Annotated in this window: 18 protein-coding genes and 1 riboswitch; of the genes, 15 read left to right on the top strand and 3 right to left on the bottom strand. The window is 34.9% G+C overall.

Going from position 1 to position 21,017, the window contains the following annotated elements:
- Positions 1-62 precede the first annotated feature (62 nt).
- The 3 genes from ICJ84_RS04500 to ICJ84_RS04490 are packed head-to-tail and all read left to right on the top strand — an operon-like array spanning position 63 to position 3,841.
- Positions 63-1,586, top strand: coding sequence for a S41 family peptidase (locus tag ICJ84_RS04500; protein WP_188215148.1), 1,524 nt, complete (start codon positions 63-65; stop codon positions 1,584-1,586).
- A 55-nt stretch (positions 1,587-1,641) separates the two neighbouring features.
- The gene (locus tag ICJ84_RS04495; RefSeq protein WP_241748681.1) at positions 1,642-3,132 is read left to right on the top strand and encodes a S41 family peptidase; all 1,491 of its coding nucleotides are present in this window, start codon (positions 1,642-1,644) and stop codon (positions 3,130-3,132) included.
- The gene (locus tag ICJ84_RS04490; RefSeq protein ID WP_188215147.1) at positions 3,125-3,841 is read left to right on the top strand and encodes a Dph6-related ATP pyrophosphatase; all 717 of its coding nucleotides are present in this window, start codon (positions 3,125-3,127) and stop codon (positions 3,839-3,841) included. The genes ICJ84_RS04495 and ICJ84_RS04490 overlap by 8 nt, the downstream gene beginning before the upstream one ends.
- A gap of 72 nt (positions 3,842-3,913) precedes the next feature.
- On the opposite strand, the gene ICJ84_RS04485 is transcribed toward ICJ84_RS04490, so the two are convergent.
- The gene (locus ICJ84_RS04485; RefSeq protein WP_188215146.1) at positions 3,914-5,785 is read right to left on the bottom strand and encodes a TonB-dependent receptor plug domain-containing protein; all 1,872 of its coding nucleotides are present in this window, start codon (positions 5,783-5,785) and stop codon (positions 3,914-3,916) included.
- 68 nt (positions 5,786-5,853) lie between these two features.
- A riboswitch (cobalamin riboswitch) is annotated at positions 5,854-6,048 on the bottom strand.
- A gap of 60 nt (positions 6,049-6,108) precedes the next feature.
- Here ICJ84_RS04485 and ICJ84_RS04480 point away from each other — a divergent pair.
- The 4 genes from ICJ84_RS04480 (at position 6,109) to ICJ84_RS04465 (ending at position 10,945) form a co-directional block, all read left to right on the top strand.
- Complete coding sequence (locus ICJ84_RS04480; protein WP_188215145.1) at positions 6,109-7,263, top strand: ABC transporter substrate-binding protein; 1,155 nt, start codon at positions 6,109-6,111, stop codon at positions 7,261-7,263.
- Between the two features lie 33 nt (positions 7,264-7,296).
- Complete coding sequence (locus ICJ84_RS04475) at positions 7,297-8,295, top strand: FecCD family ABC transporter permease (RefSeq protein WP_394367614.1); 999 nt, start codon at positions 7,297-7,299, stop codon at positions 8,293-8,295.
- A gap of 14 nt (positions 8,296-8,309) precedes the next feature.
- Positions 8,310-9,104, top strand: coding sequence for an ABC transporter ATP-binding protein (locus tag ICJ84_RS04470; RefSeq protein ID WP_188215143.1), 795 nt, complete (start codon positions 8,310-8,312; stop codon positions 9,102-9,104).
- A 116-nt stretch (positions 9,105-9,220) separates the two neighbouring features.
- Positions 9,221-10,945, top strand: coding sequence for a tetratricopeptide repeat protein (locus tag ICJ84_RS04465; protein WP_188215142.1), 1,725 nt, complete (start codon positions 9,221-9,223; stop codon positions 10,943-10,945).
- Between the two features lie 64 nt (positions 10,946-11,009).
- On the opposite strand, the gene ICJ84_RS04460 is transcribed toward ICJ84_RS04465, so the two are convergent.
- The gene (locus tag ICJ84_RS04460; RefSeq protein ID WP_188215141.1) at positions 11,010-12,404 is read right to left on the bottom strand and encodes a Gfo/Idh/MocA family protein; all 1,395 of its coding nucleotides are present in this window, start codon (positions 12,402-12,404) and stop codon (positions 11,010-11,012) included.
- Positions 12,405-12,516: 112 nt separating this feature from the next.
- Positions 12,517-14,865, bottom strand: coding sequence for a LamG-like jellyroll fold domain-containing protein (locus ICJ84_RS04455; protein WP_188215140.1), 2,349 nt, complete (start codon positions 14,863-14,865; stop codon positions 12,517-12,519).
- 253 nt (positions 14,866-15,118) lie between these two features.
- Between ICJ84_RS04455 and rmuC the strand changes: the two genes are divergently transcribed.
- The 8 genes from rmuC (at position 15,119) to ICJ84_RS04415 (ending at position 20,998) form a co-directional block, all read left to right on the top strand.
- Complete coding sequence (gene rmuC / locus ICJ84_RS04450; protein WP_188215139.1) at positions 15,119-16,498, top strand: DNA recombination protein RmuC; 1,380 nt, start codon at positions 15,119-15,121, stop codon at positions 16,496-16,498.
- A 248-nt stretch (positions 16,499-16,746) separates the two neighbouring features.
- Positions 16,747-17,283, top strand: a complete 537-nt coding sequence (locus ICJ84_RS04445; protein WP_188215138.1) for an acyl-CoA thioesterase — start codon at positions 16,747-16,749, stop codon at positions 17,281-17,283.
- A gap of 143 nt (positions 17,284-17,426) precedes the next feature.
- The gene (locus ICJ84_RS04440; protein ID WP_188215137.1) at positions 17,427-18,260 is read left to right on the top strand and encodes a DUF4382 domain-containing protein; all 834 of its coding nucleotides are present in this window, start codon (positions 17,427-17,429) and stop codon (positions 18,258-18,260) included.
- Positions 18,261-18,388: 128 nt separating this feature from the next.
- Entirely contained in the window at positions 18,389-18,778 is a 390-nt protein-coding gene (locus ICJ84_RS04435; RefSeq protein ID WP_188215136.1) for an OB-fold protein, read from the top strand.
- A gap of 15 nt (positions 18,779-18,793) precedes the next feature.
- On the top strand, positions 18,794-19,363 hold the full coding sequence (locus tag ICJ84_RS04430; RefSeq protein ID WP_188215135.1) for a T9SS type A sorting domain-containing protein: 570 nt from the start codon (positions 18,794-18,796) through the stop codon (positions 19,361-19,363).
- A gap of 34 nt (positions 19,364-19,397) precedes the next feature.
- On the top strand, positions 19,398-20,243 hold the full coding sequence (locus ICJ84_RS04425; protein WP_188215134.1) for a DUF5777 family beta-barrel protein: 846 nt from the start codon (positions 19,398-19,400) through the stop codon (positions 20,241-20,243).
- A gap of 11 nt (positions 20,244-20,254) precedes the next feature.
- Entirely contained in the window at positions 20,255-20,605 is a 351-nt protein-coding gene (locus tag ICJ84_RS04420; RefSeq protein ID WP_188215133.1) for a hypothetical protein, read from the top strand.
- A 21-nt stretch (positions 20,606-20,626) separates the two neighbouring features.
- The gene (locus tag ICJ84_RS04415) at positions 20,627-20,998 is read left to right on the top strand and encodes a hypothetical protein (RefSeq protein ID WP_241748680.1); all 372 of its coding nucleotides are present in this window, start codon (positions 20,627-20,629) and stop codon (positions 20,996-20,998) included.
- Positions 20,999-21,017: the final 19 nt, after the last annotated feature.

Below are 21,017 nucleotides of genomic sequence, written 5' to 3'. Positions count from 1 at the left end.
AAAAATTTTAATTTACATATAATGTCGTTACATTTACAACATTTCACCCTTATTGCATTGTTATGAAGATAGTAAAATTGCCCATTAGCCTGCTGTTTACTCTTATTTTTGGACTTTCATTTTTATTTAGTTGTACCGAAAACGAAGAAACTATAATTCAGGAAACTGAAGAAACCGAAGAGACCCCTGTTACTTTAAACAACGAAGTTAATGAGTTTGTATGGGCCGGTTTAAACGAAATTTATTTATGGCAACAAGATGTACCTGACCTGGCCGATGATAAATTTACTACTTACGATGAATATTACACTTTTTTAAACGGGTACAATACTCCTGAAAGTTTGTTTGATGCCATGCTGTACCAGATTGATGTAGTAGACCGCTTCAGTTATATTGTTGATGATTACGTGGCTTTAGAAAATTCCTTTCAGGGTACTTCTAACTCTAATGGATTAGACTTCCAATTAGTTCGATTATCAGATTCTGATGATGTTTTTGGGTACGTGCGCTATGTGGCTAACAATTCTGATGCTGCAACCAAAAACATTAATAGAGGGGAGTTCTTTTTAACAGTCGATGGTCAACAAATTACAGTTAATAACTATATTGATTTGCTGTTTGGCAGCAACAACACCTACACCTTGGGCATGGCCGACATTACCAATAGCACCATAGCCTTAAATGGAAAAACTGTTGAATTAACTAAAACTGAATTTACTGAAAACCCTATTTTAGTAAATAAAGTTATTGAAACCAACGGGGTTAAAATAGGATATTTAATGTATAATGGGTTTGTATCTAATTTCGATAATGACTTAAATAATGCTTTTGCAGATTTAAAATCGCAAGGTATTAATGAATTGGTTTTAGATTTAAGATATAACCCCGGAGGATCGGTAAGATCGGCAATCAATTTATCCGGTATGATTACAGGTCAATTTAATGGCGGTATTTTTTCTACTGAAAAATGGAATAATAAATATCAAGCGTATTTAGAAGCTACTGACCCGGAATACCTAATCAATCGTTTTACCGATAAACTAGCTGATAACACCCCTATAAATTCTTTAAAATTAAATAAAGTTTATATCCTAACCACAGAAGGCTCTGCTTCTGCCAGTGAGCTGGTGATTAACTGTCTTCGTCCTTATATTGATGTGGTACAAATAGGAACGGTGACCACCGGAAAATATACGGCTTCCATCACCTTATACGATTCTCCTGATTACGGACGAAAAGACGCTAACCCCAATCACAAATACGCTATACAACCTTTAGTTTTAAAATCGGCTAATAAAAACGGAGTAACCGATTATTATAACGGATTAACGCCTGACTATTTAATTACTTATCAAACAGGTTCTGGAGCAATAGCCGAAGGTGAAGATTTACTGAATTTAGGAACTTTAGGGGATGAAAATGAAGTATTCTTGGCTAAAGCCATTTCGTTAATCACCGGTTCTACCAGTAAATTAATCGACGGAAAAACGAAACCTGGAATTGATATTAAAATTATAGCTGACACCAAAGATTTCACACCGCTTGGCAAAGGTATGTACAAGAATTTAGATAAAGCTATCAAATAAATAAACCATTCCGAAGTTATAAAAAGGAAATTACACATAGAATAAACGCCAACTTATGATGCGACAAATTAAAATCCTGACACTTTTGTGTTTGGTTTCGATTTTAAATACCAGTTGTTTTGAAGATAATGACGATAACCAAATTGCGGCCAGTTCGATTAGCGATTTTGTTTGGAAAGGCATGAATGTTTTCTACTTATACAAAGACAACATTTCTGATTTAGCAAACGACCGATTTACTTCGAACGCCGAATATGCCGCATATTTAAATGATTTCTCCAGCCCGGAAAGCTTATTTGAAAGTTTAATTTACCAACGGGAAACAGTCGATAAATACAGTTGGATTGTTGACGATTATATTGCTTTAGAGCAACAATTCCAAGGCGTTTCAACCAGTAATGGTATGGAATTTAAATTATTTCTACAACCTAACAGTTCAACCGATTTAGTGGGTATTGTTCGCTTGGTTTTAAACGATAGTGATGCTGAAACTAAAGGTGTGCAACGTGGCGACATGTTTAATGCGGTAAATGACATACAACTAACAACTGCCAATTATTCAAGCTTATTGTCTGCATCCAATTATACTATAAATATGGCTACATATAACGATAATGGCACTTCTGAAAACGCAGATGACTCGGTTGAATCAACAGGAGAATCCATTAGTCTTAGTAAAATAGAGTACTCTGAAAACCCCATCTATTACACGAATATTTATGAGGTTAACGGACAAAATGTTGGTTACTTAATGTATAACGGTTTCACTGCCAACTACGATACTCAGCTAAATTCTGTTTTCGCCAATTTTAAAGCAAATAATATACAACACCTTATTTTAGACTTACGATACAATCCTGGAGGTTCTGTAAATTCTGCAATTTTATTAAGCAGTATGATTACCGGACAATTTGATGGGGAAATTTTCAGCACAGAACAATGGAACAGTGAATTTCAGGCTGCTTTAGAAAATGAGAATCCGGAATTACTAATTAATAGATTTAAAAATAATGACGATGGCACAGCCTTAAACAGTTTAAATCTGGATAAAGTATACATTATCGCAACCGATGCTTCGGCATCTGCCAGCGAACTGGTAATAAACAGTTTGGATCCATATATCAATGTGATGCACATTGGTAGTTATACGACCGGAAAATATCAGGCATCAACCACACTTTACGATTCTGAAAATTTTTCTCGTGAAGGAGCAAATCCAAATCACACCTATGCGATGCAGCCTTTAATTTTTAAATCGTTGAATAAAGTTGGAAACACCGATTATGACAACGGATTAACTCCCGACATATTAATTGAAGAAAGTTATCTCAACCTCGGTGTCATAGGTGATGTCAATGAAACCCTATTAGCCACGGTACTTACCGATATTTCTGGCGCTACCAGTAAATTATCCCAACTTAAAAGCAGCTCAAAAACGGCTTTCAAACTTTTTAAGGACAGCAATAATATGGAACGCTTTGGTAACGAAATGTATGTTGATAAAACGCTTCCTAGTAATATTTTAAATAATACCCTTTTTGAATAAACAAAAAACCTACTTTAATTGGAGCTCGGGCAAAGATTCTGCCTTGGCGCTTTATCATTTATTGAAAGACGATCAATATTCTGTTGAAGAATTAACAACAACTATAAACACGCATTACAATCGTGTTTCCATGCATGGCTTACGGAGAGAACTTCTTGAAGCACAAACCCAATCCATAGGCATAAAATCGAGTTTTATTGAACTTCAGGAAATGCCTGATATGGAAACCTACGAAATGAAAATGCTAGAAACCGTAGTGCGATTAAAACAAAATGGCTTTACACATACGGCTTTTGGCGATATTTTTCTTGAAGATTTAAAAGCGTATAGGGAAACCCAATTGGCTAAACAAAACATATCCGCCGTTTTTCCTTTATGGAAACGTGACACGAAAGAATTGATGCATGAGTTTTTATATTTAGGATTTAAGACTATAATAGTTTGTGCTAATTCTAAATTCTTTAATGAAGATTTTGTCGGTAAAGTTATCGATAAAGATTTTGTTGATAACTTACCTGAAGGCGTTGATCCTTGTGGTGAAAACGGCGAGTTTCACACTTTTTGTTTCGACGGGCCTATTTTTAAACAACCTGTTGAATTTACTATTGGTGAAAAGGTGTACAGAGAATATGATAACCCTAACACCGATAATTCGGTTTGTGAAAGTGACACATACGGCGTTTGGTACTGCGATTTAATACCAAAATAAATCACAAATAACGATAAAAATAAAAAGGCGTTCCATTCAGAACGCCTTTTTCATTTCAAAATATAAGTACATCTATAAATTGATATTCAATCCTAAATTCACATTTCTTCCTTTAGTAGTATACCCCATAACCTCAATATAGTCTTCATTGAATAAGTTGGTTACTCCAACAAAAAGCTTTAATCTGTTCTCTAACAATTTATGGCTGAAGTACAAATCAACCAAAGAAAAAGAATCTAAATCAACATTCTGATAGGTTGAAAAATCGGTATCCATTCTACTGTCCACAAACTGATAGTTCAAAGACGCGTAGGTATTCGCACTGAAATTATATGCTAAACCAGCATTCGCTTTGTGTTTAGGTAAACGTAAACGTGTTCCATCAATCAATTCGGTAAAGGTGTAATTTGCTGTAAACACAACAGCATTGCAAGGCTTCACCTCTGCTTCTACTTCAAAACCTTGCACTTTAGCATCTGTAGTTGCATTTTCGTAACCTGTTGTATAGATTATGGTATTTTCTTCATCTCTATGGAAATATAAAGCACTTAAACGTACGCCCTTTTCTGTATTAATCTCTAAACCACCTTCCATTGTTAAATTTTCCTCTGGTTCCAAATCTGGGTTGGCTCCATAATATCCGAATAACTGAGATAAGTTAGGGGCAATAAATGAGGTTGCATACGACCCGAAAGCTTTTATATATCCTTCACTTAAAGACATAGTAAAAGACGGATTCAAGTTATAAACGAGATGTGAACCATACTCACTATGATTGTTTAAACGTGCTCCAGCGTTAATATTTAATCCGAATGGCGACACATATACAGCATTTAAATAGGGATCGGTATTGGTATAGCTTTCTTCGTCTGCAAATAAGCTTTTATATTCAGTATAATTTAAACCTGCAATCGTATAAAACATTTCGTTAAACACATATTTATTGAAAGCATCAACTACAAAACTCTCTGCTTCATTGGTTGTGGTGTAATCAGAAATACTTTCTCTGTCTATTTTAGAGTAAGCTGCATTCACTTGAATACTTCCGTTAGCATAAGTGAATTTTGGTGAAACTCCTACTCTTGTTTGTTCGCTGTGATATTCATCATCGGTATCTGCTAAAGTATAAGATGGTGCAGGAAATCCGTCGATATCAGTTTTCAATTTGTCATAACTTGCAAATGCCGAAATATCGAAAGCATCACTAAACGTGTACCCTAATTTTACATTTGTATTAAATCTGTTAAACGCGTCTTTCTCGGGATTATCAGATTTTGCTGCCGATAAACCATCAACAAAACGATTGCCAAAACTGGCTAAATAATTAAATTTATTAGCCGTTCCATTAACCGAAACATGATTAGTAAAACTAGATGGGTTGTAATCTGAATCATCCTGAGATTGATTTGTCCCTATTACCGACATAAAATTCCCCGAAACCGCATTACTTGAAGCCTTTTTTGTCGTAATACTAATTACCGCTGTGGCAGCTGCATTTCCGTATAAAGTACTGGCTGCTCCTTTTATTATTTCAATAGATTCGACGGTGTTTAAATCAAAAAGACGTAAATCGAACTCATTAGACACCAACGACGGATCATTAACTGCAATACCATCAACCAAAATTAAAACCTGCCTAGTACTACCTCCACGTACATAGTACCCTAAATTTTGACCTTCAACACTTCTACTTCCGTTAATTTCAATACCACTTTTTGTATTGATTAATTCTGCAATGTTTCTCCCTTGATTGTTTTCTATTTCCTGCCTTGAAATTTTTATTACTGTTTTACCAGAATGTTCACGCTTTAATTCGAAACGCGAATCGGAAATCACAATCTCATCTAGCTGTTCAATTGTCACTACTTCCTGATTTTGTTGGGCAAAACCAACCATAGATATACCAAAACACAGTACACCAAAAACATTTGTTTTTTTGTTCATTTTAATGAATAATTACTCGAGAACCGCATGGATTTACATACGTAAACTTTTATCCCGAAAGTTTAACTTAATTGTTTTGAAAACTGGCAGGTCTCCTGACTTGCGTCTTCATGCTGGTCTTCCCAAAGAATACTCTTCAGTGACATTGAAGTTTTACATGAAGCGTTATAGCTTACAGTTGCGGGAACAGTTCTGGAATTTCACCAGATTCCCTTTTAATTCGTTGGCGTGAAGCCAACAAAACCAAATTTCGCTGCAAAACTAAACCTTTTTGTCTAATGATTAATTCAAAAGATTAATTAATCTTACTTTTGACACAAATTATGCTTATCGTGAAAAAATCGACTTTAGTATTACTTATTATCTTGACCTTTTTAGCCTGTAAAAAAAAGGAGCAATCCATTGAAATTTCTGAGCAAACCCATACCGAAATTGCACTAAGCTACGCTAAAGGATTTTCGATTAGCGCTGCTAATGCCTATAAAATATTAACCATATCGAATCCTTGGCCTAATTCAAATAAAGTTTACAAATATGCTTTAGTTGAAGACAGTATACTTCCAAAAATCACTTTAAATCGAAATGAATTCGACGGTATCATAACCCTTCCAATACATAAAATAGTGGTTACCAGCACCACGCATCTGCCCGGATTAGAATTATTACAAGTTGAAAATACTTTGGTTGGATTCCCTGGACCCGATTTCATTTCATCAGAAAAAATAAGAACACTTGTAGATTCTGGAAACATTAGAGAACTTGGAAAAAATGAAGGCATAAATACCGAAGTTTTGTTAGCCACTCAACCCGACGTGGTTGTTGGTTTTGGTATTAACGGCAAAAACAAATCCTTGGAAACTATTAAAAAATCAGGAATTCCTGTTATTTTTAATGGCGACTGGGTGGAAAGTTCTCCTCTAGCAAAAGCAGAATGGATAAAGTTTTTTGGGGTATTATTCAGCAAAGAGCATCAAGCCGATTCCATTTTTAAACGCATAGAAACAGACTATTTAAAAGCCAAAAAACTAGCTAAAAACACACAAAACAAACCTAATGTTTTAAGTGGTGCAATGCATAAAGACATTTGGTATTTACCCAATGGAACAAGTACGGAAGCCCAACTTTTAGAAGATGCCCATGCTAATTATCTTTGGAGCGATTCTAAAGGAGTTGGAAGCTTGTCTCTCAATTTTGAAACTGTATTTTCCAAAGCCAAAGATGCAGATATCTGGATAAGCCCTTCAAACTACACTAGCTTGGAAAGTCTTAAGAATGGAAATCCACATCATGCAACCTTTAAAGCTTTTGAAACTAAAAATATTTACTCATTTACAAATACCACTGGAGCCACCGGAGGAGTTTTGTATTTTGAATTAGGCATGACCAGACCTGATCTTGTTTTAAAAGACCTGATTAAAATTTGTCATCCTGAACTCCTGGAAAATTATGATCTTTACTTTTTTAAACGCTTAGAATAATTGACGCCCATAAAAACATATAACATCCCGTTCTTGATTCTTTCACTTGTATTGATTTTTTGCTTTTTCGTCAATATAAGTTTGGGGTCTGTTTACATTCCTATTAATGATGTTTTTAATAGTCTGTTAGGTTCTGAAACATCACAAGATTCCTGGAATTACATCATTACCAATTACCGCTTGCCTAAAGCTGTAACTGCTATTTTAGTTGGTTCTGGATTAGGTATTTCAGGGCTTTTAATGCAAACCTTGTTTAGAAATCCGCTAGCTGGGCCCTTTGTTTTGGGCATCAGTTCTGGAGCTAGTTTAGGTGTAGCCACCATCATTTTAGGGTCAGGACTATTTGGATCGGCTTTTGCAGCCTGTTTAATGTCAAAATGGAGCATTGTAATAGCAGCCAGCTTAGGAAGTTTTCTAGTACTTTTTGCCGTTTTAATAACATCACTGAAAGTAAGAGACACTATGGCTATTTTAATCATCGGCCTCATGTTTGCCAGTATTACTGCTTCGGTAGTAAGTGTGCTATCCTATTTTGGTTCCGCTGAACAGTTACAACAATATATTTTCTGGGGCTTTGGAAGTTTAGGAAATCTATCATGGCATGAGCTCCTTATTTTTTCAATAATTTACAGCTTCGGATTATTAATTAGTATTGGCTCTGTAAAATCATTAAACACTTTACTTTTAGGTGAAAATTACGCCAAAAGTTTGGGCTTAAATATTAAAAGAAGTCGCTTAGCCATCATCATTTCCACTAGTTTACTGGCAGGAACGATTACCGCTTTTGCCGGACCTATTGCTTTTATTGGTTTAGCCATTCCGCATTTAACACGTCAAATTTTCAACACCTCAAATCATAAAATTTTATTACCCGCCGTATTTTTATTTGGCTCAATAATTATGTTGGTTTGCGATAGTATTTCTCAGGTTCCGAATAGTGATTTAACATTACCTATCAATGCCATAACAGCGTTAATAGGCGCTCCGGTAATCATTTGGCTATTGGTTAGAAAACGTAAAATGATATTTTAAACAGAAGCATTGCAGTGGAAAACAACGAACAACATATCATTTTAAAAACCAAAAACTTAAGTATTGGTTACGTTTCAAAAAAAGCACAAACTGTTATTGCCTCTGGCATCAATATTGAATTACATCAAGGCGAATTAGTTGGATTGGTTGGTGCGAACGGCATTGGAAAATCCACGCTACTTCGTACGCTTACCAAAGTTCAAAACCCGATTAAAGGTCAGGTATTTATTAATAACAAACCCTTAGAAAAACAAAGCGCTCTTGATTTAGCCAAAATTTTAAGCTTAGTATTAACAGAAAAGCTGATTTCCAAAAATTTATCGGTTTTTGAATTAGTGGCTTTAGGAAGACAGCCTTATACAAATTGGGTTGGAAATTTAACTTCAGAGGACATATTTATTGTCAACCAAGCTTTAGAACAAACCCATATTGAAGATATTAAACATAAAAAATGTTTTGAGTTGAGTGACGGTCAGTTACAAAAAGTGATGATTGCCCGTGCATTGTCTCAGGACACCAACCTGATTATTCTGGACGAACCGACCACGCATCTCGACATGTATCACAAGGCGTATATTTTAAAACTACTAAAAAAACTAGCAAAAGAAACGGGTAAAACCATTTTATTTTCATCCCACGAAATCGATTTGGCGATTCAGTTATGTGACAGTATGATTGTTATGACCAAAGGCCATGTTGAAATCGATCAGCCTTGTAACCTTATTCAAAGTGGTGCATTCGAAAAATTATTTCCTAAAGACCTTATTGCTTTTGACGAAACCACAGGGAGTTTCAGAATTAAAAAATAATATAACTTTATTATTATCAGTATTTTAACTAAATTTATATCTAAACTTCCTCATAATCAAACCGTCATAATGCCTGCTTAGACGTTATTTCAAAATAACCCTAACTAACAGACATTATGAAAACAAAACTAACGCTTTTAATAACAGCTGTTGTTCTCGTTACAACCATTTCGTACAAATTGAAGCCCTCTGATAATTTTGATTACAGTAGAAAAATTGGAATAAATTCCATGAGTTGTACTTCCACAACTTTTTTATTAGACAAACAGGATTCAACAAAGCAAATTGCACCACTATTTGAAAATCTGGGAAATCACAATTATAAAGTCAGTACAAATAACACTCTAGCGCAACGATTTTTTAACCAGGGCTTACGATTAACCTATGCCTTTAATCATGCTGAAGCGCATCGTTCATTTATGGAAGCATCACGTCTAGACCCTAATTGCGCCATGGCCTTTTGGGGACAGGCTTATGCACTTGGTCCAAATATTAACGACCCCGAACCTGATGAAGAACGAAAACTTAAATACAATGAAGCTATTGCTGACGCTATAAAGCAAATGAAAAATGCATCACCCAAAGAACAAGCTTTAATTAAGGCGTTAACACACCGCTACTCAACCGATTTAACACTGGACGTTAAAACATTAAACAAGGATTACATGAATGCGATGGAAGAGGTCGTTGCTAAATACCCTGAAGATTCTGACCTTCAAACCTTATATGCCGCTTCGGTTATGAATACGACACCCTGGAATTACTGGGATAAAAAAGGGAATCCCTCACCAAATATAAACAAGGCCAAATCAGCTTTAGAAAAAGCTATTGCAATTGACCCTAACAATCCTGGAGCGCATCATTATTACATTCACATGGTGGAACTTCCAATACCTGATAAAGCTGTACCAAGCGCCGAAAAATTAGCTACCCTTATGCCTGCTGCAGGGCATTTGGTTCATATGCCGTCTCACATCTATATTCGGGTTGGACGGTACAAAGATGCTGTAGAAGCCAATCAAAAAGCCATTCTAGCAGATGAAGACTACATCTCACAATGCTTTTCACAAGGCATGTATCCTTTGGGGTACTATCCTCATAACATTCACTTTTTATGGTCGGCTTCCAGTTTACTAGGCAATAGTCAACTTGCTATTGAAGCTGCTAAAAAAACGGCTGAGAAAGTACCTGTTGGTGAAATGAAAGACCTTCATTTTCTTCAAAACTTCGCTTCGACACCATTATTAGCCTATACCCGATTTGGTAAGTGGAACGATATTTTAACCTATCCCAAACCAAATGATGATATCAAACATTTAAAACTCATATGGCATTATACACGAGGTATCGCATTTACCAGAAAAAACAATTTAAAAGAAGCTAAAGAAGAACTCGTGGCCATTGATGCATTATCCAAAGACCCTGATATGGAAAGTAATTTAGCCACTGGATTTGATAGCGGTACAACCTTAGCTAAACTGGCTTATGAAATTGTTTCAGGTGAAATCGCAGCTAATACCAAAGATTACAATACGGCTATTATACATTTTGAAAAAGCAATTGATATTGAAGATAACTTAGTTTATAACGAACCTTCTGCCTGGCACATCCCACCGCGACAACATCTGGGAGCTGTACTACTAAAAGCCAGACAATACGAAAAAGCCGAAATGGTATACCGTGAAGATTTAAAAAATCTGAGACAAAACGGTTGGTCTTTAATGGGCTTATACAACTGTCTTATAGCTCAGGGTAAAACTAAAGACGCTAAAAAAATTAAAACTGAATTTAATAAAGCCTGGCAAGATAGTGATATTAATATTACCTCGTCTGTTCTGTAAAAAATATAAGGTTGTAACTTCTATGCATTACAACCTTATACTTTTTAATTTAACCTAACAATTCTTATTGAATGATATCCAGCGGCTTAGTGGTTTTCCAAGCACCACGAGTAAAATCAGGGAACTTTTGAGAATCTCCATGAGCTTTAACAGAAGCCTCACTTAGAGGTGCAACAGCACTCCAGAAACAACCTTCGTAAACATTTTGGTCTAATGGCTGCCCTTTTCTTAAACATTCAATAATACGATAAAGCATCATGAAATCCATTCCTCCATGGCCTCCCATTTTCTTCGATACTTCTCCTAAACGCTTGTATAATGGGTGCTCATATTTTTCATAAATTGAGGCCAAAGCATCGCCTTCTGCCCAACTATGGTGATCCTTAGTAGCGCCTTCAACCCCTCCTTCTAAAGCAATTCGAGTTGGGAATCCTGCCAAAGTTCCGTCGGTACCTTGTATTAAATTATGCCTTGAATATGGTCTAGGACTTGTTTCATCCCACTGCACCATAATAGTGCGCCCCAAGGTGGTTTTAATTATAGAAGTATTAATGTCCCCTCCTTTAAAATCTATTTGATTCCACTTATGGTCTTTCGGAAATCTTTCCTTAGCATAAATATTTCTTCCTTTGCCTGGCGATGAAAACGAATTAATACGTTCAAAATTATCTTCGCCTCTGGCTAAATTCATGTACTGAGCAACAGGACCTAAGCCGTGTGTTGGGTACAAATTACCATCTCTATTGGCATACTCGTAAGATCGCCATGAACCTGTACCACGCTCAACCTGATTCATTTGCCCTCTTAATTCATGGATATATGCTGCCTCTCCATGCAATAATTCGCCAATAACTCCTTGTCTACACATGTTTAAGTATAATAATTCATCACGCCCGTAATTAACGTTTTCCATCATCATACAATGCTTTTGTGTTTTTTCAGAAGTGTTTACGATCTCCCACATCTCGTCAATGGTAACTGCAAGAGGTACTTCAACAAAGGCATGAGCACCAGATTCCATAGCCTGTATAGCCATTGGAGCATGCAAACTCCATGGTGTGGCTATAATTACCATATCCGGCTTCACTGTATTCAACATGTTTTTCCATTCATCCTTTCCTCCATAAAAGGTCTTGATATCTTGGTGACGTTGTCCTGCACCTATTTCTTTGCATTTCTCTGCCGACTTTTTAGCTAAATCTTCATATAAATCACTTATAGCCACTACCTCTGTACCTTCTATGGTGGCTATTTGTCTGGCGTGGCCTGAACCTCTTGAACCAACCCCTATGAAGGCACAGCGAACAGTATCTAATTTAGGAGCAGCGAAGCCCCCCATATAAGTTTTAGTTGATTTAAAATGCCCAAAACTATCTGCATTAAGTAAATTAGGTAAAAAGGCTAAACCTACTCCAGCCATCGATGATTTTTTTAAAAAATCTCTTCTATTAGAACTCATTTTGTTTGTCTTTTAAAATTTAAACCTAAATATAGATTCTCATCCCGAACAAATGGGTGAACAAATGGGTGAACACTTATAAATTTAACTAAAAAAATATCTATCTCCTAAATTAAAAATCAACTAAATCCTGATATTCAACCCTATACGGCTCTCTATATAATAATTCATAATTTTTAGAAAATGAAGTGTACGCATGCTTGGCCAAACCATGTTTTCCCATAGCGACCCATTCACTAATTAAAATTTGCAATGCATTTTCGTTTAGACTGTCGAATAAAAGAATGGTTTTAGCCATTTTTATACATATTTCTTTTGGAATCTTAGCACCTTGCTCTTTATAAATCGCAGCTAATAAATGTTCTATTTCACTTGATAATTTTGCTTTAAAATAATCAACCCATTCTGTTTGAATACCAGGAAGCACATTACCTTTTTTTATAAAGTCAAGGAAATCCTCCAATTCGTTTAAGGAAATTCTACCCTCAGACACCCCCTCTTCCAAACTCGATTTTAAGCGTATATATTCAAAAACATCCACCACAAAATCATTTTTAACAGACAACAGCCATTTTTTTTCCTTGAAAACGATTTGTAAATCTTCTATTTCGGATAAGACTTTGCGAAGTTTACGCATATTACCACTTCGATTTTCTTTAGCTTTTTCTTTAGAAACACCCGGCCAAAATGTTTCAGTAAGTTTATTTGAATTAACCCCCTGATCATCTTCCAGTACCGACAAAATTAAATACGAAACCAATTGCTTCTGAAGCGGTGAAAATGTAGGAGTATTTTCAGAAGCTGTGACTAATTGAAAACCTCCAAAAAGATAAAGCGAATTTTTCCTTTTCCTTTCTGTTGTGATCTTTCGTGGATAATAAGTATCCTGAGGTTGTCTCTTCTTCCTTGTTTTATTCAGAGTGATCCCTTTTCTAAAAAACAACACCATTCCTATAGCAGTTCCCCCTAAAAAAACAGCAAAAAATAAGTACCAATTAAACGCCTTTGAAGCTATTTTAGTTCCATACAATTGTTCCACTTCGGCAGGGGATAAACCTCGATCCCAAACTTTCAAATCGTCTATGGCTCCAAAGAATTGTTCTCCCCAGATATTATTTCCAATTACCAAAGATTGATTTGATGGGTTAATTTCTGATGTTTGAATATCACCAATTTTTTGTCCGTTAATATAGAAATCTATTGAAGCTCTTGGATTATACACAACCACCAAATGTTGCCATACTCCCCTTTCTAGAGGGTATTCTACCACATGATCTTTTATAGTTGCCATAGTAAAATCGGGACTACCTTTCCGAAGTTTAACTGAAAAAGCCGTACCAAATCCTAAAATTCCCATAAATTGCGGAATTTTATCTGGTTTGAGCCAGACTGAAATACTAATTGGCGTTTCAAAATTTAAAGTATTAGATTTGAAATAGTCAACAAATGAATCCTCCTGACTCAAATAAAGTACATCTCCCCTTTCATTATCTTTTATAAAAGAAACATCTTTTGTTATAATTCTATTCCAGTCGGGATCCTGCTTATTTACCACTTTGTCATCAAAAGAAAAATCGTATTTCAACTCGTCTTCGATAGCCACATTATACGCTGTAAATAATCTCGGTGAATCTGGCTGTCCTTTATGATGAATCACCTCGGCAGGCGAAATTCTATATCCATTCTTATATGGTGATAAAATCTGTTCCCGTGTGGTTAAAGGAAAAGAAAACTTAGCGGTTGTTATAGTCTGAGGAGCATTTTTCCAATACACTTCATTTAAGAATTCGTCATTATACTCGACAATACCACGAAATCGTCTTAAATTATTTAAAGAATCTGCCACATGTTTTACTTCTTCAAATTCAACATAATCTGCCAAAATAAAATTGGGTGACTTTCCAGTAGTCTTCCAAAATTCCAAAACGTCATCATACAGAGCACTTTTGGAAGTTGCTAAACTTCTAAATTCAACAAGTCTATCTAAAGCGTCTTTGGTAAACCAATTAGAAAATTTTCTTTCACTACGGATACGGTTTATAGAACTTTCTGCTACACACTCATCGAAAACAATGATTAATCGTTTTCCTTCCTGCTTTAGTTGTTCTACTTTTGGATCTTCCTGTTCCGTTTGAAAAAAAACATTACCGGAGTATTGAAAATCTATATAATTTTCGATTTGCGTCTTGTCAAATTCCCCTTTGATTAGTAAAGCTACAATTTCTCCTTTGTTCTTATTTAAAAATAGTTGTATCGAGTCTAAAACTGATTTTAAAGATCTTTTATCCTTCGAATTTATCACTATGTATTGCGACTTACTGACTTCCAAATCCAAATTGAAAGCTCGGCCTCCTTGTTCTAGCTTATTAATAACATCTGAAGATATATGGGTAACAAACACATAATCCTTTAAGGTTAGGTCATTTTGCCCATAACTTCCAATATTTATTGTTAACACCATAAATAGCGTTAACAAAACATGATATTTATGACATCTATTTAACTTATCAGTCAGGATCATTAACAAACTTTTTGTTTAGAGTAATATTTATTGAGTCTCAAAAGTATAATTTAAATCAAATATTATACCTTGTAAAGACCACTAGTTAACAACTTATTAAGATAATTTAGAGAGAAAGAACTACTATGTGGTCCATAAATCAAAATTTCAATAGTTAGAATTTATTACTTTTACCCTAATTCAAAACAGTAACATGAACGACAACCTCATTCTTATTCTAGCCATTATCATTTCGGCAGGTATTGGTACTTATATTGGTATGCTTATCAATAAACTAAAAGGGAAAAGCGAACTTAGTGCCTTAACAGAGCGTAATACTATTTTACAACAGCAATTAAGCGACGTTAAGCAGGTTGCTCAACAGGACATTACTAAGCAAACCGAACATTTTAATAAGCAAATTTCTGACCTTAAAGAAACCATTTCTAAAATTGAACACGAACGCGAAGATATTCGTCGTGAAAAAGAATTTTTAAATTCTGAATTAGCTATAAAAAATACCGAGTTCGAAAACTTAAAGCTTAAAAATGAAGAGCAAAAAGGTGAAGTTGAAAAACTACAGGAGAAATTCACCAAAGAGTTTGAAAATTTAGCCAATAAGATTTTAGATGAAAAATCAGAAAAATTCACGCTTCAGAATAAAGAAAACTTAAAACATATATTAAACCCGTTACAGGAAAAAATTCAGGGTTTCGAGAAAAAAGTAGAAGATTCTCAGAAGGAAAGTATCAGTATGCATTCGGCTTTAAAGGAACAATTATTAGGACTTAAAGACCTGAATCAACAAATGACCAAAGAAGCCACCAACCTAACCCGTGCCTTAAAAGGAGACAGTAAAATGCAGGGAAATTGGGGTGAATTAGTATTGGAACGCGTCCTTGAAAAATCGGGATTAGAAAAAGATCGCGAATATTTTGTTCAACAAAACTTCACATTAGACACCGGAGCTCGTGTGTTACCTGATGTAGTTTTACATCTTCCAGACAGCAAAAAAATGATTATCGACAGTAAAGTTTCATTAGTCGATTACGAGCGCTTCGTAAATGCTGAAGACGATGAAAAACCCCTGTTCTTAAAAGCTCATGTGAACTCCATAAAAAAACACGTCGATCAACTTTCTGAAAAAAACTATCAGGATTTATATGATATCGAATCGCCGGACTTTGTATTGATGTTCATTCCAATTGAACCTGCTTTTGCGGTTGTTGTAAATGAAGACAACAGCATCTACAACAAAGCATTTGAAAAGAATATTGTTATCGTAACACCATCTACGCTTTTAGCAACTTTAAGAACTGTTGACAGCATGTGGAATAACGAAAAACAGCAACAAAATGCTCTTGAAATTGCCACGCAAGCCGGACGTCTTTACGATTCGTTTGTAAATCTTACTGAAGAACTCATTAAGGTTGGAAACCAAATAGGAACGGTTCAAAAATCGTACGAGAGTGCTATGGTTAAACTTACCGGAAAAGGCAACTTAGTTAAGCGTGTTGAGAACCTTAAAAAGCTGGGTGCTAAAGCCACGAAACAGCAAAATGAAAAGCTATTAAAACGTGCTGAAGAAGAATAATTAAATCTTTTATCGCCAAAAAATTACAATGAATACCTGCACAGTGCAGGTATTTTTGTTTACATTATTTTCAAGCACTTCTTATTTTATTTGAGAAAACAATTTTAAAAAAGTAGAATATTTTAGAACTCACAAAAAATAAATTTAAGCTTAGAAAAACTCAAACAGTTATAAGTATATTAGATAATCATTAGGAATTAAACTCCTAAAGACCAACCCTAAAAAATTAATTATTTAAGTCTGCAATCATGTTTAAGACCATAGAAGAATCTCAAATAACATTAACCCAATTAATGCTACCATCACATTCCAATTTCAGTGGAAAAATACACGGTGGTTTTATATTAAGTTTAATGGACCAAATTGCTTTTGCCTGCGCCTCAAAACATTCCAGAAATTACTGTGTAACAGCTTCTGTAAACAAGGTTGATTTTCTAAATCCTATTGAAGTTGGTGAATTGGTCACCTTAAAAGCCTCAGTAAACTTTACAGGAAGGACTTCGATGGTTATTGGTGTTCGCGTGGAATCAGAAAATGTACAAACCGGAGAAAAAAAACATTGTAACTCATCGTACTTCACCATGGTAGCAAAAGATGAAAACGGTAAAAATGTACCTGTTCCCGGTATTATTTTAAAAACAAAAGATAGTGTCCGTCGATTTGCTAGAAGTATTGAACGCCAGGAACAATCTAAACACCGAAGTTCAAAATTTAAACCTTCTGGATTTATTATTGAAGATTACATAGATATTGTAAAGCAGAACAATGCTAAAGTTGAACTATAACTCACTTAAAACCAACAGGCAATAAAACACCAAGACTTTGTAGCTAATTTTATTTACTTTTTTTTTTCAAAACCAGGGTAGGAATTTCGATATGTAAGCTGTTATATTAGTAAATCATATAAATAAACCCAAAATCTAAAAAAATGAATTTTAAAAATTTAAAAAGCTATTTAGTCATTGGTATTTCTATCATTTCATTAACATTTTTTCAAAGTTGTAGTGATGATAAAAATGACAGCCCTTCAAGAGTTCAATTAAAATTAGTTGATGCTCCTGGTGATTACGAAGAAGTCAACGTCGTAATTACAGATATTCAATACAACACTACCGATAGCGAAGAAGGTTGGCAAAGCTTTGCTCCGGCAGAAGCTTACCCTATTGAAGTGGATTTAACAGAACTTATTGCTGGTAATAGCCTTTTATTGACAGATCAATTAATTCCATCTGGAATGATGAAACAAATTAGACTGGTTTTAGGAGATGGCAATACCCTTAAATTAGAAGGCGATGACACATTAATTCCTTTAGATACGCCAAGTGCTATGCAATCTGGTTTAAAATTAAATTTAAACACTGAATTAGAAGGCGGTTTCACTTATACATTTATCCTTGATTGGGTGGTAAGTGAGTCTATCGTTGAATCAGGAAATACAGGAAAGTATAATTTAAAACCTGTAATTAAAGTTAATGCCGAAGTAAATTCCGGTTCAATTAGCGGAACTGTTGTTGAAAACATTGAAGACGTTGAAACGGCTATGGAAGGCGTTACCGTCGAAATTTACAACACTGAAGCTGTTAAAATTACCGATACCATGACCGATATGAATGGTAACTTTTTATTCCAAGGTCTTGAAGCTGGGACATACACATTAAAAATAACCAGAGAAGGCTACAACGAATATAGTGTTGAAACCACTGTTTCTGTTGGAGAAGTAACTGATGCAGGAACTGTTGTTTTAACTGTAGTAACTCCCTAACTTCATAAGTTAAAATCATAAATTCATTTAGGCTTTTAAGAATAATCTTAGAAGCCTAAATTGTTTATAGACTGACTTTATTCATCACGCTTTTAAATCTCACTATTTTTTCTTATATTTAAAATAAAATGCAAAAAAGATATTACTTATATATCCTTGCTTTATTCATTATCGGCCTATATTTTGGTTATAATTATATATATCAAGACCATAGAAACATTGAAACAGAATCAGCCGATTTTATAATTGAAGCTTCAGCGTTTAGTGAAGCATTTGTCCTTTCCCCAACTCAATCAGAACTTAAGTATATTAACAAAACCATTGAAGTTTCGGGTATTATAACCGACTTAAACCAAACAGACATGACATTAAACAACAATGTCTTTTGCCAGTTTAACAATGGCATTCAACCTCCCCAAAAAACAAATACAATTGTCAGAATTAAAGGGCGTTGTATTGGTTACGACGATTTATTAGAACAGGTAAAACTGGATCAGTGTAGTGTAATTACGGATTAATTAAACAACTACCACATGAAAACATTTCTACTCCTTTTTGTATTTGCTACTTTAGGAATACAAGCACAAATCACTCATAATCTAAACTGGGATACAACAGTTGGTTCCGAGTTAAATTTAACTATTAATGTTGGCGATAAAGTTATATGGACCTGGACTGACAATTCTCCTCACACGGTTGAGAGTAAACCTGGAAGTGCTGAGAATTTCTCTAGTTTAATATTAACAGGCGAAGGCAGCTCATTCGAACACACCTTTGTCTCTATTGGCACTAATCCATATGTATGTGGTGTACATCCAAGCATGGGAGGAACTATAACCGTTGAACAAGCCTTAAGTAATGAAGAATTTTCAATAAAAAGCATCTCCTTATCACCTAACCCTGCTAAAGACTTTTTGACATTAAACATACCTAATAGCGTAAATTTAAAAACAGTTTCTATTTACAATATTCTAGGTAAAGAGATCATTAACACATCGTATTTGGGTAATAAAATTAATATTTCTAATTTAACTTCAGGAATGTATTTATTAAAACTAAGTACAACAGATTCAAATATAACTAAACGCTTTATTAAGCAATAACCATTAAAACTTAATTAATTAAACGACCTAATTTATGAAACACCTACTTATCTTTATTTTTTGTTTTCCGCTGCTTATACAGGCCCAAGATGACTTATTAGATGAGATAGATTCTGATGTATCATCTCAATACGCCTCGGCAGCATTCAAAGGGCTTAAAATTGTAAACTTCGAATCCACTAAACTCGTAGCGAAAGGCGAATTTACCTTTGTCGTGGCACACCGTTTTGGAAGTCTTGAAAATGGTATCGACACCTTTTTTGGGTTGGATGATGCCGTAACCCGATTAAACTTTATTTTCGGAATTACGGATGATTTAAACGTGAGTGTCTCCAGAAGCTCTTTTCAGAAAATTTATGAGGCTGCAGCAAAATACACCCTTTTAAAACAACAAGACAATGGTTTTCCTCTTACGATAGTAGGTTACAATTCCATTTTGATAAATACAGGATTAGAGAAAGACAATCTTCCGCTTTTGGAATTTAAACATCGTTTGGGCTATACAGCTCAAGTATTGGTGTCCAGAAAAGTTAACACCAATTTATCTTTAGAACTAGCTCCTACCTTTTTTCATGATAATTACGTCGCCATCGATGAACAAGATAATTCTCAATTTGCATTGGGGTTTGGCGGGCGCTATAAGCTAGGAAAACGTTGGTCTTTAAACGCTGATTATGGCTGGCATTTAAACCGTGCCGACAATTCTCCGTTCAAAAATCCGTTATCTATTGGTATTGATTTGGAAACCGGAGGACATGTTTTTCAGATGCACTTTACCAACGCTCAAGGTATGAATACCAACACCTTTTTAGGACAGAGCACTGGAGACTGGAGCGATGGTAATATTTATTTCGGATTTAACTTAAGTCGTGTATTTTAACCCCATATACTATGAAACACTTATTTTTAACATTAACACTCGCCGTATTTTTGCTTAGCAGTTGCGCTAACGATAGCCAAGATGATTTAATTGAGACAACACCACTCCCTAATGTGGTGACCTACAATGATGATATAAAAACGATTATTGATAACAACTGTATTTCCTGCCATGGAAGTTCTCCTTCTCAAAACGCTCCTATGTCTCTAACTACATTCTCACAGGTTTCAAATTACATAGATGGTATAATTGATAGAATAAACAGATTAGGAGCTGGCAAAATGCCTGTAAATGGCACATTATCTACCAATGAAAAAAATCTTATTCAAAAATGGAAAGATGATGGATTACTTGAAAACTAAAACAACTTTAAATACTCTACTATGAATTTTAAAACTCTTTTTTACGGTTTAGCTATTGCTCTTTTTGCTTTTAACTGTTCGAGTAGCGGTGATGATGACATGACGGCACAACCAGACCCGGATCCAGATCCGACACCAACAGAAAAAGTGACCTACAATGCCGATATTAAAAGCATTATAACAAGTAATTGTACGTCTTGTCATGGTTCCACACCTAGTAATAATGCTCCAATGTCGTTAACAACCTACGCTCAAGTTTCGAGCTATATAAATAGTATTTTAGACAGAATTAACAGAACAGGCGCTGGTAAAATGCCGGTTAATGGCACATTATCTACAACCCAAAAAAACCTGATTCAAAAATGGAAAGATGATGGTTTACTCGAAAACTAAGCTTTCTATTTTGTTAAAT

The sequence above is a fragment of the Aestuariibaculum suncheonense genome (genome assembly GCF_014596935.1).
GTDB lineage: Bacteria > Bacteroidota > Bacteroidia > Flavobacteriales > Flavobacteriaceae > Aestuariibaculum > Aestuariibaculum suncheonense.
The sequence above is the reverse complement of the archived record's forward strand: the minus strand, read 5'-3'. Positions and strand labels throughout refer to the sequence as shown.